This window comes from Commensalibacter intestini A911 (assembly GCF_000231445.1).
Classification (GTDB): domain Bacteria; phylum Pseudomonadota; class Alphaproteobacteria; order Acetobacterales; family Acetobacteraceae; genus Commensalibacter; species Commensalibacter intestini.
Window position 1 is genome coordinate 240,220 of the sequence record NZ_AGFR01000003.1, and the last position, 12,459, is coordinate 252,678.

Sequence of the window (12,459 nt, forward strand, 5' to 3'; positions counted from 1 at the left end):
AGGAAAGATGATGCGTCGTCCTATTGTTATTATTATTGGCTTTATTGTTTTGGTATTTGCTATTGTTGTGATGCTTTTTGGGTTAAAAGGTCCTGAAATGCCAATTCAGGAAGTTCATAAAGTGCTTTCATTATCTAAATTTCAACAACAGGCAACAATGCCGCCTATTCCAGCGATTCCATCTGCTTCTGCACCGGGTAACACGATGCAACCAGCAGTGAATGCACAGCAACCTATCCCCGTCATGCCTCAACCAAGTGCAGTACCAGCAAACACAACGAATACTGTTGGACAGCCTGTAGGAAATACAATTCCTCAAGGAGCACCAGCAACGCCTCAAGCAGCGACAGTGCCTAATAATGTTGGTAACACAGTGCAGCCGCAGCAACAATCGACAGTTCCTTTGATTATTCCACAACAAAACCCAGCGCAAGGTAATGTAACTGGACAACCAGCAGCTAATCCGCAACAACAAGCTATTCCTGCAATGCCTCAAGCAGCGACAGTGCCAGGGAATGCAACGGGAAATCCTGCTCAATAATTATAGATCATAGTGGTTTAGCTAATGATGGATGGTGCGTATTTAGAGTCTTTTGTAGAAATGCTAGCTGCAGAGCGTGGCGCCAGCAAAAATACGTTACAGGCCTATCAAGCGGATTTAGAAGACTTCTCCTCTTATTTGTTAAACGCGAATCAGAAGGGAAATTTAGAATCCGCTTCTAAAGAAAATATTCAACAATATTTTGAATGGATGGGAAGAGAAGGCAAAGCAGCTAGAACAGCAGCGAGGCGTCTATCTTGTTTACGTCAATTCTATCTTTTCTTAGTTAAAGAAGGGATAAGAGGGGATGATCCAACTTATTTGTTGCAGAATCCATATCTTCCTCAAACATTGCCGAAATATTTGACCGAATTAGAGGTCGGCCTTTTACTGGTTGCTTGTGATTTACTAGAAGATTATCGTCGAGGGTTAGTGGCAAAAGCCGCATTAGAGATTCTTTATAGTTCTGGTTTGCGCATTTCAGAGTTGTTAAAGCTTAGAAAAGATCAAATTCAAATAGATACAAAGATTCTAAGAATTTATGGCAAAGGGGGAAAGGAGCGGTTAATTCCGATTTCCGAATCCGCTGTTGAGGCTGCCATTGATTTGAAGAAGCATGATTACCATTTACAAAGCATCTTTTTATTTCCTGGTCGTGATCCATCTAAAAATCTTACACGTCAAGGTTTTGATAAAATTTTGTACCAAGTGGCACTAATGGCTAATTTAGATCCTGAACGAATTTCTCCTCATGTATTACGTCATTCTTTTGCTAGTCATTTATTGGCACATGGGGCAGATTTACGTTCTTTACAAATGATGTTGGGTCATGCTGATATTTCCACAACGCAAATTTATACGCATGTTCAGACAGAGCATTTGCAAAAAACAGTGCAGAACCATCATCCTTTGGCTAATAAAGAAAAGTAAAAGTGCGATGAGAAAGCCTCAGCTGAGATAAAATGATAGCTTTTCCATTAAAGAAGCTATAGAATTTTATTTATTTGTGATATTTGCGAATTATTATGCGTCAATTTTTAGATTTTGAAAAATCAGTTGCTGAACTTGAAACAAAGATTTTTGAGTTACAGCACGTTGAAGACTCTTCTGAAGATGTGAACATCTCAGAAGAATTGAACCAGCTTGTTGAAAAAGTGGAAAAGCAACTGCTTGCCTTGTATGCTAAGCTTACTCCTTGGCAAAAAGTTCAAGTTGCTCGCCATGCACAACGCCCTCATGCATTAGATTATATTAATACATTTATTGAGGATTTTACACCTCTTGCAGGGGACAGATTATTTGCAGAAGATCACGCTGTTGTTGGTGGAATTGGACGCTTTAATGGTCAAACTGTTGTAGTTATGGGGATTGAACGTGGATCTGATTTAGATACACGTCTGGAACATAATTTTGGAATGGCTAGACCAGAAGGCTATCGTAAAGCACAACGCTTGATGAATTTAGCCAGTCAATTTAATGTGCCTGTTATTACTTTGGTTGATACTCCAGGTGCTTGGCCTGGTATTGATGCAGAAGAAAGAGGACAAGCAGAGGCAATTGCAAAATCTATCCAGACTTGTTTGCGTACGACGGTGCCAATTGTTTCTGTCATTATTGGTGAAGGTGGCTCTGGTGGGGCAATTGCTTTGGCAACAGCAGATAAGATCCTGATGTTGGAACATTCAATTTACTCTGTGATTTCACCAGAAGCTTGCTCTTCTATTTTATGGCGTGATGCTTCTCAGGCTGCACAAGCAGCGGGGGCTTTATGTTTAACAGCTCAAGATCTCTTAAAACTTAAATTAGTTGATCAAGTGGTTGCAGAACCTTTGGGAGGCGCTCAACGTGATCCTCAAGCTGCAATTGCAACGGTTAAAGTCGCTATTCAAGAAGCTCTGGATCAACTAAAAGATATTCCTCAACAAGTGTTACAAGCACAAAGAAGAGAGAAATTCTTGGCGATGGGTCGCCAAGACGCTTAGTAATAGGTTTAATGGGGTTCACCTTCAGTAGGTTGATACCCCATACGAACAAAGAGGTTATAAATCTCTTGTGAGGCAAGTTCGACAGCTTGTTGGTCTTGACCTTTTACAACTAAAGCAATTCCTTTATATTTTTCACTTTGATAAAATGGATAGGATCCCACGTCTGTTTGTGGGAATTTGTTTTGAATTGCGTTGAGATCAGCAGCGATTTTCCCCTCAGATGCATCATACGAATACCAAGTTTTTGAAATAATCGGAGCACCATGACGAAGGCTTGGAATAATGGCATCTAGCATAGATTGCATAATTTTTGGAACGCCAGCCATAACATACACATTGCCAATCACATATCCTGGTGCAACGGAAATTGTATTCTTAATAGGCGTAGCACCTAATGGAATATGTGCCATACGTTGACGAGCTTCGTTGAAGTTCTCTTTTCCTATATATTCTTCTAATAATTGAAACGATTCTTGATGAATTTGGTTGGGAACTCCAAATGCTTCTGCAATACAGTCTGATGTAATATCATCATGTGTTGGGCCGATGCCTCCTGTTGTAAAGACATAATCAACAGCAGCTCTGATTTCATTGACGGTATTAATGATTACTTTAGGGTCATCAGGGATAACTCTCGCTTCTTTTAATTTAATTCCTGCGATTGCCAATTGCTTAGCAATATAGTTAATATTAATATCTTGAGTGCGGCCTGATAAAATTTCATTACCAATAATGATGATTGCGGCGGTTGGATTCATTAGAATAGTTCCTATGATAGATCAATATAAAATCGTTATGATAAATTAAAATGACTGATGCCTTAGTATAAGCGAAGGATTTAGAATGATACATACAAAATTTTTCGATCCTGTTTGCGTATGGAATGCCAAAACGCTATTGGGTGAAGGTGTTGTTTGGGTAGAGCACGAGCAAAGTGTCTATTTTGTAAATATTTTTGAAAATAAAATTTATAGATATCATCCAGAAACTCAGGCAAAAACGACGTGGGATACACCTAAACAGCCGACATTTATTTTTCCAACAACAGGAGATGTTTTATTATGTGGTATGGAAGACGGACTTTATTGGTTTGATCCTGTTCAAGGGAAATTTACTCAATGGTTTATCATGCACGAGGCTCATATCGATAATCGATTAAATGATGGGTATATTGATTCTTTGGGAAGACTCTGGTTTGGAACTATGGATCGAAAAGAGCAAAGTCCGAATGGAGGACTCTATTTATTAGAGTGCGAAGAGGACGGAAAAATAGCAGCAATTCTTCAAGATAAGGATTATGTTGTCACAAATGGGCCTTTAATTATAGAGGATCATCATATTTTATATCATAATCATTCTAATGATCAGAAAATTTATCAATTTGATTGGCAGGATTCTGGCCATATTTCTCATAAGAAACTGTTTACTCAAATAGATAAAGGCTATCCTGATGGAATGGCTGCTGATATCGAGGATAACTTATGGGTTTGTTTATTTGCAGGGCATCAAATTAATCATTATGCAAATAATGCGGTGCTCCTTCGTTCTATTCCATTACCCTGCCCCAATATTACGAAGATTGCTTTTGGTGGAGAAGATTACCAAACAGCTTTTGTGACCACAGCAAGTAAAGGGATGACAGACGAAGAAAAACAACAATCCCCTTTGGCTGGAGGGCTGTTTTCTTTTCGTGTTTCTATTCCAGGAAAGCCTCAGAATTTATTCAAGATCCCAGAAACAGTCATTTTAAAATAATAGATCCTTTAACAAAGGAATAAAGGGCTTATCTGCTTCCATGACTAAGTAATTATCTAACTCATCAGCAGATACCCATGCAAGTTGCTGGTTTTCTTTTGGCTCTGGTAAGTTTTTCCATTTATGGCAAACATATAGAGGCATTAACAAATGAAAATCAGCATATTCATGTGAGGCAAACGTAAAGGGAGCCAAGCAGCTTTGAGAAACATCTACATTAATTTCTTCTTTGAGTTCTCTGGCTAAGGCTGCTTCTGGAGTTTCTCCTGGCTCTATTTTTCCTCCAGGAAACTCCCACATACCAGCCATCGATTTTCCTTCTGGTCGGCGAGCTAATAATAAACGTCCGTCGATATCAATTAATGCTGCAGCAACGACTAATAAAATCTTTTTGGGTGTAGATGCATTTGGAGGAGGGACTAAAGAAGTTTTCTTTCCAGGGCAAATATCTTCTCGTTGTAGTAAAAAGTAAGAAACAGGTTGTTCAGCAGCACGAGCAAGAAATTTTTCTTTTCCTTGTCCAAAAGATTGATAGCCACATTTTTTAAGCACAGCAATTGAAGCAAGATTATCATCAGCTGCAGTGGCATGAATATAGTTAATGTTCAGGTTCGCCAAAGCCCAAGTACTAAGACGTTGCAATGCTTTGCTGGCAATTTGTTGCCCCCAATATTTATGTGCAATCCAATAGCCGATTTTTCCTAATTGGTCTTTGCTATCAACACGTAATCCAATACACCCAACGATTTGTTGTGTCGTGTTATCGAGAATAGAGAAATGATAAGATTGTCCTGTTTCTGTTTCGTTTGAAACGGAATCGATCCATTTCTCCAAAAGAGGTTTTGGATATGGAAAAGGAACTTCGCTCAGCATTCTGACGACATTCCAATCATTAATCAAGGAATGGATAGAGTGGATATCCTCTGCTTGAATAATGCGTAATGTATAATGATCGACTGTTAACGGAGGAACAGAAACATTATTGATCGTCATTTTGCAAAGCCTTATTTATAAATATTATCGTTTTTTAGCAGCAATGAGAAATTCAACATTGCCTTCCGGGCCAGTAATAGGACTGGTTTCAATGCCTAAAATATCCCAATCTTCTAAAGTTTCCCACCATGATCTGATTTCTTGGCAAACATTCTCGTGAATTACAGGGTCGCGGACAACACCTTTGGAACCAACATGCTCTCTTCCTGCTTCAAATTGTGGTTTGATGAGTGCCACAGCCCATCCACCTGACTGACATAAGGCAAGAGCTGCAGGTAAGACTGTTTTTAAGCTAATAAAGCTGGCATCACACACAACAACTTGGACGGGATCAGGAATGATTTCTTTAGTTAAATAGCGTGCATTACATTTTTCATGCACAATAACTCTTTCATCACTACGTATTTTCCAAGCGAGTTGTCCATGGCCGACATCAACGGCATAGACTTTGTTGGCACCATTAGTGAGTAAAACATCTGTAAAGCCACCTGTTGAGGCACCTACATCGATACAATTGAGTCCTTGAGGAGAAAGGTTAAATGAAGATAAAGCATGATCCAGCTTTATCCCGCCTCTAGATACCCAAGGATGAGGTTGCTGTTTGACGCTCAGTTCAGTATCTTCACGAACCATGTCTCCAGCTTTATTGACTCGTTGTTCTTTGTTGAAGACGAGGCCTGCCATAATTAAGGCTTGAGCTTTGGTGCGACTTTCTACTAGTCCTCTATCAACTAAGAGGACATCAACACGTTTTTTAGCAGCCATCGGATCAAAGCTCTTTATAAGTTAGGATGAAAAAATTTTAGTTTTTACGGTAAACAACATATTCTGCTAATGCACGAAGATTATCTGCTGCGTCTCCGAAAGGTGCTAAATGACGAATAGCTTTGGCAACTAGACGATCGGCTTCTTTGCGAGCATCATCAATCCCTAACAATGAAACAAAGGTTGATTTCCCAGCAGCATTATCTTTTCCTGCGGTTTTGCCGAGTTCTTCTGCACTTGCTGTTGCATCCAAAACATCATCAGCAATTTGGAAGGCTGTTCCTAAATCTCGACCATAACTAATAATGTGATTATGTAATTCAGGGGCTGCACCACCTAAAATTGCACCAGCTTCAGCAGAGTAACAAATTAGACGTCCAGTTTTCATAGCATGTAAGTTTAGAACTTCCGGTAAGGTAAGATGACGATTTTCACCTTCCATATCAATCACTTGTCCGCCGACCATGCCTGTTGATCCGCTTGCTTCTGCGAGTGCTTTGACAAGTTTAATACGAACCGTTGCACTTTCATGTGCTTCTTCCATCGCCAATAATTCGAAAGCTTTGGTTTGAAGAGCATCACCAGCTAAAATAGCAATAGCTTCACCATATTTAATATGAGTAGAAGGTTTGCCACGACGTAAATCATCATCATCCATTGCAGGCAAATCATCATGGATTAAAGAATATGCATGAAGCATTTCCACAGAAGCACCAACATATAATGATTTTGTCATTGGAATATCAAACAAAGAAGCAACTTCTGTAACAAGATACCCTCTGAGGCGTTTTCCCCCACCAAGCACAGCATAACGCATAGCTTCGATTAAATTTGCTTCGCCGCCTTTCATGCGAGGAAGTTGCTTATCCAATGTGGTTTCTAATTCTTTTGCACGTGATGTTAATGAATCACGAAGAGATTGAGCATTATATGTTGTAGAAGAAGTCATATCAGGAGGGACCTTCAAAATTATTCAATAGTTTCAGTATCAAGGCTGTTATCATCTTTTTTTACAATGATTTGAACACGAGCCTCTGCTTCATTAAGTTTTTTTTCACAATAACGGCGTAATTGCGCACCACGTTCATAAGAAACAATGGCTTCTTCTAGCTTTTGCTGGCCAGTTTCTAAATTATGAACAATTTTTTCCAGTTCATTTAAGGCATCCTCGAATGAAAGAGAGGATAAATCGTCGGTCATATTATTTTCCAATAGATATTTTGATTTTAAAACAATATTACTTTTAAATCAGAAAATGATGATACTGTTTATAAGGGGACTTTGCGTTAATGTATAGAAAATATTATGCTTATTTTCGTTTTATTAAGAAAGATAAAGAGGTCCCTTGGTCTGAAAATGCAATTAATGCATGACCTGTTTGACGACAAAAATCTTGAAAATCTTTGATGGCGCTACGATCAGTTGCAAGAACACGTAAACATTTGCCTTCTTGTAATGTTCTTAATGCACGATTAGCTTTTAAAACGGGTAAGGGGCAAAGCAATCCTTTGGCATCTAAAACCGTTTCGATCATGAAAATATTCCTAAAAAAGACCTTGTTTCCAAGGTCTTATTAATACACTATTTTTATTTTTTGTATATGGATAGATTATTGTTCTTTACAGGTTGGTTCTGCGTGTTGTGCGTGTGTTGTTATTTAACCACATTATCCAGCGACAAAAACCAATAATCGCGAGGATAACGCATGTAATAATAATTTGAGTACGAGATGTGCTGCTAAATAACATGGCAATAACAACGGCGACTAAAGATAAAACCGTAATCCAAGATAAGTAAGGGAATAACCACATTTGGAAAATAGGGGTTTGATTCTCTTTTTTCATTCTTCGACGAACGTTAATCTGAGAAAGTCCAATGGCGATATACACAAATAAAATAATAGAACCAGCACAGCTTAATAAATAAGAGAATGTATTGCTTGGGGAAATATAAGAAGCGATAGAGATTGCGATCCCAATGATAGAAGCAGTAATAATTGCACGTTTTGGAACGCCATTGCTGGTGGTGTGGATTAACCATCTTGGAGCATCATCATATTCTGCGAGTTCGAATAATGTCCGAGATGTTGCATAAATAGATGAGTTTAAACAGGATAAAATCGCAATGAGGATCGTAAATTCCATAATGTCAGATGCGTATGGAATTTGGATGGTTTGTAACGCCATAAGGAACGGGGAAATACCCGGGACGACTTTATCCCAAGGAACAATCGATAAAATAATACCGATGGATAAGACATAGAACGCAACAATTCTGAAAACAATGGTTCTCGTGGCATAAGCAACATTCTCAGCAGGTTTATCAGATTCAGCAGCAGCAATAGTAGCGACTTCTGAACCGGTTACGGTAAATAAGACCGTGGGAATAATGGTAAAGACTGCAATAATTCCATTGGGGAAAAAACCACCATGAGACCAGATGTTGCTTACACTACCTGCTTTAAAGCCAAAGAAGTGTGAGATTGCTGCGCCACCAATGACAATAAAAGCTGCAATAGCAACAATTTTAATTAAAGCAAACCAGAACTCGAACTCACCATATCCGCGCACAGAAAAAAGATTGGTGAGCATCATTGCGATAACCAAAAGAGGACCTAAGATCATGGTTGCTGCAAAGCTATATTCTGGGGGAATGCGCATATAATGTTGCAACATCTCGCCACCAGCAATAGATTCAGCGGCAATGGCAGAAATCCAAAAGAGCCAATATCCCCATCCTAAAACAAAAGTAACACTATGTCCCATTCCACGACGAATATGATTTAAAAAAGAGCCAACTTCTGGTTTTTCAATAACAAGTTCACCCAACATTCTCATTACAAAGAAAATTACCAATCCTGTGATGACATACGATAATAAAACCGCAGGGCCTGTGGCATGAATAGAGGCTGATGCACCAACGAATAAGCCAGCCCCAATGATCCCTCCCATAGAAATCATCACAACGTGACGACGTTCAAGGGTATGTGCTAACTCTCCGTCTTTTAGAGGGGTGGATATGATTTTTTCTTTAGGAGTTTTTGTTCGCAATGCTTCATCCTTTGAGCTGTTGAATAATGAGGTATGCTTTTGTTAAGCAAAATATTGAAAAGTGCTGTGTTTTTATCCTCTCTTCATAAAATAAAGAACACTATATGTACATACCTTAAATTAGGATCGACATATGTAGCGTACTAATTTTTTTCTGTTGAAAATAATATGGTTACTGATTTTACTTATTTTTGCAAATAGATAATTTGTTATCAAATAGAAATTTATGATAATTTTTTTTTAAATAAATAAAAGAATATTATAAAATACACGTTTTATATTGTGAAAAAGGGATGGTGTGTTATTTTTTGATATATAAATCAATGGTTGAGATCTTTGATTTTTAAATTATTTATATAATGTTACGCAAGATATTGTTTGTTTACTTTGATATTGTAACAATAAAAGCTGTATATCCAGCTGCTTCATCCTCTTTAATATTCTCAATGGCTAACTGGTTATTATCTATTAATTTTCCTTGATAAAAAAGTGCTTTTTTCGATCCCATGACATCCAGCTGTCGGGTCTGAAACCTGGATTGAACCAGTGACCAGCATCAACACCAACACCAAGAATCCACAAGTTCTGTTTAATGGCTTCTTGACAGACTTCAATCGCTGCGTTGGGAGTTAATATCATACAGCAATTTCCTCTTAAACGAAAAAAATCTTCGCCTTTTTCATATAGGATATCATGCTTAAACAGTCTTGTTTTCATGGTTCAAAGGATAGGTTGCTTGGATAAATCACAAGCAACCTCAGAATATTCCTATTTCTTATCTTCTTCAGAAGAAGATTCTGTTTTTTTAACAGCAACTTTTGGCAAGTTTAACGCCAAAGATAGTTCTTTTAAGCGTTCAGGTGTCGTCGGTGCAGGGGCACACATCATTAAATCTTCGCCTTGTTGATTTAATGGGAACAAGATGACTTCACGAATATTTGGTTCATCCGTTAATAGCATCACAATACGATCAACTCCAGGAGCCGCACCACCATGAGGAGGAGCCCCATAACGGAATGCATTCAACATGCCGCCAAAGCGTTTTTCAACTTCTTCTTCTGGATAGCCAGCGATTTCAAATGCACGGATCATGATGTCTGGACGGTGGTTACGGATCGCACCAGAAGAAAGCTCAATGCCATTACAAACAATATCATATTGATATGCATTAATTTCCAAAGGATCTTGGCTGTTTAATGCTTCTAAGCCACCTTGAGGCATAGAGAATGGGTTATGAGAGAAATCAACCAATCCTGTTTCTTCGTTGAGTTCATACATTGGGAAATCAACAATCCAACAGAAACGGAATGCATTTTCTTCGATTAAGTTAAGTTCTGTCGCAATTTTTGTGCGGACAGTTCCAGAGAACTTAACCATTTCCAGGCCTTTGCCAGCAACAAAGAAAACAGCATCGCCATTTTGTAAGTTACAAGCTTTTTTAATCGCTTCACAACGGGTTTCATCAAGGTTTTTAGCAATTGGACCTTTGGCTGCGCCAGTTTCATCAAAAGTGATGTATCCAAGACCACCCATTTTTTCTTCTCTAGCCCAACCATTAAGTTTGTCAAAGAAAGAACGAGGTTTACCACCAGCACCAGGTGCTGGAATAGCACGGACTTCACCGCCTTCAGCAGTAATCTTTGCAAACAATCCAAAGTCAGAACCATTAAAGGCGCTCGTCACATCTGTAATTTTTAATGGATTACGTAAATCGGGCTTATCACTACCATATTCTTTCATAGCAGTTTTATAAGGGATGCGTTCAAAAGGTGCTGGGCTGATTTTATGGTTTGGTGCAAATTCTTTGAAAATGCCTTCCATAACTGGTTCCAAGGTTTCAAAAACATCTTCTTGAGTAACAAAAGACATTTCGAAATCTAATTGATAGAATTCACCAGGAGAACGATCCGCACGGGCAGCTTCATCACGGAAACAAGGTGCAATTTGGAAATAACGATCAAACCCAGCCACCATTGCTAATTGTTTAAATTGTTGTGGTGCTTGAGGGAGTGCATAGAATTTGCCAGGATGTAAACGTGCAGGAACCAAGAAATCTCTTGCACCTTCAGGAGAAGAGGCGGTCAGGATTGGTGTTTGGAATTCAGTAAAGCCTTGCTCAATCATACGGTTACGTAGGCTTGAAATAACATTAGATCTTAAAATGATGTTGCGGTGAATACGTTCACGGCGCAAATCAATGTAACGATAGGTTAAACGAAGATCTTCTGGATAGTTTTCTGTTCCGTTGACTTGGAAAGGAAGTACAGCAGCTGAAGATAAAATTTCGATATTTTCAGCTTGGATTTCAATTTCACCCGTAGGAAGTTTTGGATTGATGGTATCGCCTTCGCGTGAAACGACTTTACCTGTAACGCATAGAACGCTTTCAACGCGGACTTTCTCAATGGTTTCTAGCAATGCAGAGTCTGCTGGAATAACAATTTGAGTTATTCCAAAATGGTCACGAAGATCGATGAATAATAATCCGCCATGGTCTCTTTTACTATGTACCCAGCCAGAAAGTTTTACAGTTGATCCAACGTCACTTGCTCTCAGAGCAGTACAATTATGGGTACGATAGCGATGCATTTACTTAATCCTATGTCTTGTTATTTAAAATTAATTCTATGGTTTTATGATATGAAACAAATGATTACAACAAAAATGCTACAGCATTTTGTCTAAAACACTCATTATAAATGAGATTACCCGTTCTTTCAAATTCATTCATCATGATTTGTTGAGTAGCAAACATAAAAGCATATAGCCAATGACATAGGTTTATGTTGTTATTTATATGATTGATTTTTGTTTTGATTAAATAAAAATTAAGAGGAGGTAAGTTCACAATTAGGCGATTGAGGTCGTGTAACTTTTAATAAATGCTCAAGTTTATCAAAGTCTTGTAAGACGCAATCTAACGTATATTTATCCAAAACACAAAAAAAGGCCTCGAAGGCATCATGGATAATAACTTTGATTGCACAGTCTTTCCCAATAATACATTTTCCACATTTGATAGGTTCTTCTTGCCCTTCTGTATGCCTAATGATGCTTCCTAAGGTAATCTGAGAAGGGGATCTATTTAGTTGTAATCCGCCACGTCTTCCGCGAATAGTCGTAATAAAGTCAGCTTTGCCAAGCTGATGTACAACTTTCATTAAATGGTTTTGTGAAATATCATAGCAAGTTGCTATTTCATTAATGGAGCTAAGACGATCTTGGTGAATGCAAAGATAAACCAAAACTCTTAATGCGTAATCGGTATATAAAGAAATTTGCATTGCATGCCCTTATGCTGGGAAACGTAATAGGTTAAGTTATATAGTTAAAATAAGGCTTAGTTTTCATAATGCAACTAAGCCTTATA

Annotated in this window: 14 protein-coding genes; 4 read left to right on the forward strand and 10 right to left on the reverse strand. The window is 38.3% G+C overall.

What is annotated here, in order from left to right:
• Positions 1–7: 7 nt before the first annotated feature.
• The 3 genes from CIN_RS01450 to CIN_RS01460 all read left to right on the forward strand — a co-directional run bounded on the left by CIN_RS01450 (position 8) and on the right by CIN_RS01460 (position 2,523).
• The gene (locus tag CIN_RS01450) at positions 8–541 is read left to right on the forward strand and encodes a hypothetical protein (RefSeq protein WP_008853274.1); all 534 of its coding nucleotides are present in this window, start codon (positions 8–10) and stop codon (positions 539–541) included.
• 24 nt (positions 542–565) lie between these two features.
• A complete protein-coding gene (locus CIN_RS01455; RefSeq protein ID WP_008853275.1) occupies positions 566–1,471 on the forward strand; it encodes a site-specific tyrosine recombinase XerD in 906 nt (301 codons plus the stop codon).
• A 95-nt stretch (positions 1,472–1,566) separates the two neighbouring features.
• Positions 1,567–2,523, forward strand: a complete 957-nt coding sequence (locus tag CIN_RS01460; protein WP_008853276.1) for an acetyl-CoA carboxylase carboxyltransferase subunit alpha — start codon at positions 1,567–1,569, stop codon at positions 2,521–2,523.
• An 8-nt stretch (positions 2,524–2,531) separates the two neighbouring features.
• On the opposite strand, the gene CIN_RS01465 is transcribed toward CIN_RS01460, so the two are convergent.
• The gene (locus CIN_RS01465) at positions 2,532–3,284 is read right to left on the reverse strand and encodes a competence/damage-inducible protein A (RefSeq protein ID WP_008853277.1); all 753 of its coding nucleotides are present in this window, start codon (positions 3,282–3,284) and stop codon (positions 2,532–2,534) included.
• An 85-nt stretch (positions 3,285–3,369) separates the two neighbouring features.
• Here CIN_RS01465 and CIN_RS01470 point away from each other — a divergent pair, with 85 nt between their 5' ends.
• Positions 3,370–4,281 carry an SMP-30/gluconolactonase/LRE family protein gene (locus tag CIN_RS01470; RefSeq protein ID WP_040363670.1) on the forward strand — a complete coding sequence of 304 codons (912 nt, stop codon included), beginning with the start codon at positions 3,370–3,372 and terminating at the stop codon, positions 4,279–4,281.
• Here the strand turns inward: CIN_RS01470 and CIN_RS01475 are convergent.
• The 9 genes from CIN_RS01475 to CIN_RS01515 all read right to left on the reverse strand — a co-directional run bounded on the left by CIN_RS01475 (position 4,273) and on the right by CIN_RS01515 (position 12,373).
• Positions 4,273–5,274: a bifunctional GNAT family N-acetyltransferase/(deoxy)nucleoside triphosphate pyrophosphohydrolase gene (locus CIN_RS01475; RefSeq protein WP_008853279.1), complete on the reverse strand. Its 1,002-nt coding sequence runs from the start codon at positions 5,272–5,274 to the stop codon at positions 4,273–4,275. The two genes, CIN_RS01470 and CIN_RS01475, sit on opposite strands and share 9 nt — an antisense overlap.
• A gap of 24 nt (positions 5,275–5,298) precedes the next feature.
• The gene (locus CIN_RS01480) at positions 5,299–6,039 is read right to left on the reverse strand and encodes a TlyA family RNA methyltransferase (RefSeq protein WP_008853280.1); all 741 of its coding nucleotides are present in this window, start codon (positions 6,037–6,039) and stop codon (positions 5,299–5,301) included.
• Between the two features lie 37 nt (positions 6,040–6,076).
• Positions 6,077–6,988: a polyprenyl synthetase family protein gene (locus CIN_RS01485; RefSeq protein ID WP_008853281.1), complete on the reverse strand. Its 912-nt coding sequence runs from the start codon at positions 6,986–6,988 to the stop codon at positions 6,077–6,079.
• A gap of 20 nt (positions 6,989–7,008) precedes the next feature.
• Positions 7,009–7,239, reverse strand: a complete 231-nt coding sequence (locus CIN_RS01490; protein WP_008853282.1) for an exodeoxyribonuclease VII small subunit — start codon at positions 7,237–7,239, stop codon at positions 7,009–7,011.
• A gap of 109 nt (positions 7,240–7,348) precedes the next feature.
• The gene (locus CIN_RS01495) at positions 7,349–7,573 is read right to left on the reverse strand and encodes a sulfurtransferase TusA family protein (RefSeq protein ID WP_008853283.1); all 225 of its coding nucleotides are present in this window, start codon (positions 7,571–7,573) and stop codon (positions 7,349–7,351) included.
• Between the two features lie 85 nt (positions 7,574–7,658).
• Positions 7,659–9,089: an amino acid permease gene (locus CIN_RS01500; RefSeq protein WP_008853284.1), complete on the reverse strand. Its 1,431-nt coding sequence runs from the start codon at positions 9,087–9,089 to the stop codon at positions 7,659–7,661.
• Between the two features lie 468 nt (positions 9,090–9,557).
• Complete coding sequence (locus CIN_RS01505) at positions 9,558–9,728, reverse strand: hypothetical protein (protein WP_211475699.1); 171 nt, start codon at positions 9,726–9,728, stop codon at positions 9,558–9,560.
• 129 nt (positions 9,729–9,857) lie between these two features.
• Positions 9,858–11,678, reverse strand: coding sequence for an aspartate--tRNA ligase (aspS, locus tag CIN_RS01510; RefSeq protein ID WP_008853287.1), 1,821 nt, complete (start codon positions 11,676–11,678; stop codon positions 9,858–9,860).
• Between the two features lie 239 nt (positions 11,679–11,917).
• The gene (locus CIN_RS01515; RefSeq protein ID WP_040363671.1) at positions 11,918–12,373 is read right to left on the reverse strand and encodes an RrF2 family transcriptional regulator; all 456 of its coding nucleotides are present in this window, start codon (positions 12,371–12,373) and stop codon (positions 11,918–11,920) included.
• Between the last annotated feature and the right edge of the window lie 86 nt (positions 12,374–12,459).

Coding starts and splice junctions, on each gene's coding strand:
- CIN_RS01490 (WP_008853282.1), bottom strand. CDS start 7,239: ATGACCGACGATTTATCCTCTCTTTCATTCGAGGATGCCTTAAATGAA.
- CIN_RS01480 (WP_008853280.1), bottom strand. CDS start 6,039: ATGGCTGCTAAAAAACGTGTTGATGTCCTCTTAGTTGATAGAGGACTA.
- CIN_RS01470 (WP_040363670.1), top strand. CDS start 3,370: ATGATACATACAAAATTTTTCGATCCTGTTTGCGTATGGAATGCCAAA.
- CIN_RS01495 (WP_008853283.1), bottom strand. CDS start 7,573: ATGATCGAAACGGTTTTAGATGCCAAAGGATTGCTTTGCCCCTTACCC.
- CIN_RS01505 (WP_211475699.1), bottom strand. CDS start 9,728: ATGATATTAACTCCCAACGCAGCGATTGAAGTCTGTCAAGAAGCCATT.
- CIN_RS01475 (WP_008853279.1), bottom strand. CDS start 5,274: ATGACGATCAATAATGTTTCTGTTCCTCCGTTAACAGTCGATCATTAT.
- CIN_RS01455 (WP_008853275.1), top strand. CDS start 566: ATGATGGATGGTGCGTATTTAGAGTCTTTTGTAGAAATGCTAGCTGCA.
- CIN_RS01465 (WP_008853277.1), bottom strand. CDS start 3,284: ATGAATCCAACCGCCGCAATCATCATTATTGGTAATGAAATTTTATCA.
- CIN_RS01515 (WP_040363671.1), bottom strand. CDS start 12,373: ATGCAAATTTCTTTATATACCGATTACGCATTAAGAGTTTTGGTTTAT.
- CIN_RS01450 (WP_008853274.1), top strand. CDS start 8: ATGATGCGTCGTCCTATTGTTATTATTATTGGCTTTATTGTTTTGGTA.
- CIN_RS01485 (WP_008853281.1), bottom strand. CDS start 6,988: ATGACTTCTTCTACAACATATAATGCTCAATCTCTTCGTGATTCATTA.
- CIN_RS01460 (WP_008853276.1), top strand. CDS start 1,567: ATGCGTCAATTTTTAGATTTTGAAAAATCAGTTGCTGAACTTGAAACA.
- aspS (WP_008853287.1), bottom strand. CDS start 11,678: ATGCATCGCTATCGTACCCATAATTGTACTGCTCTGAGAGCAAGTGAC.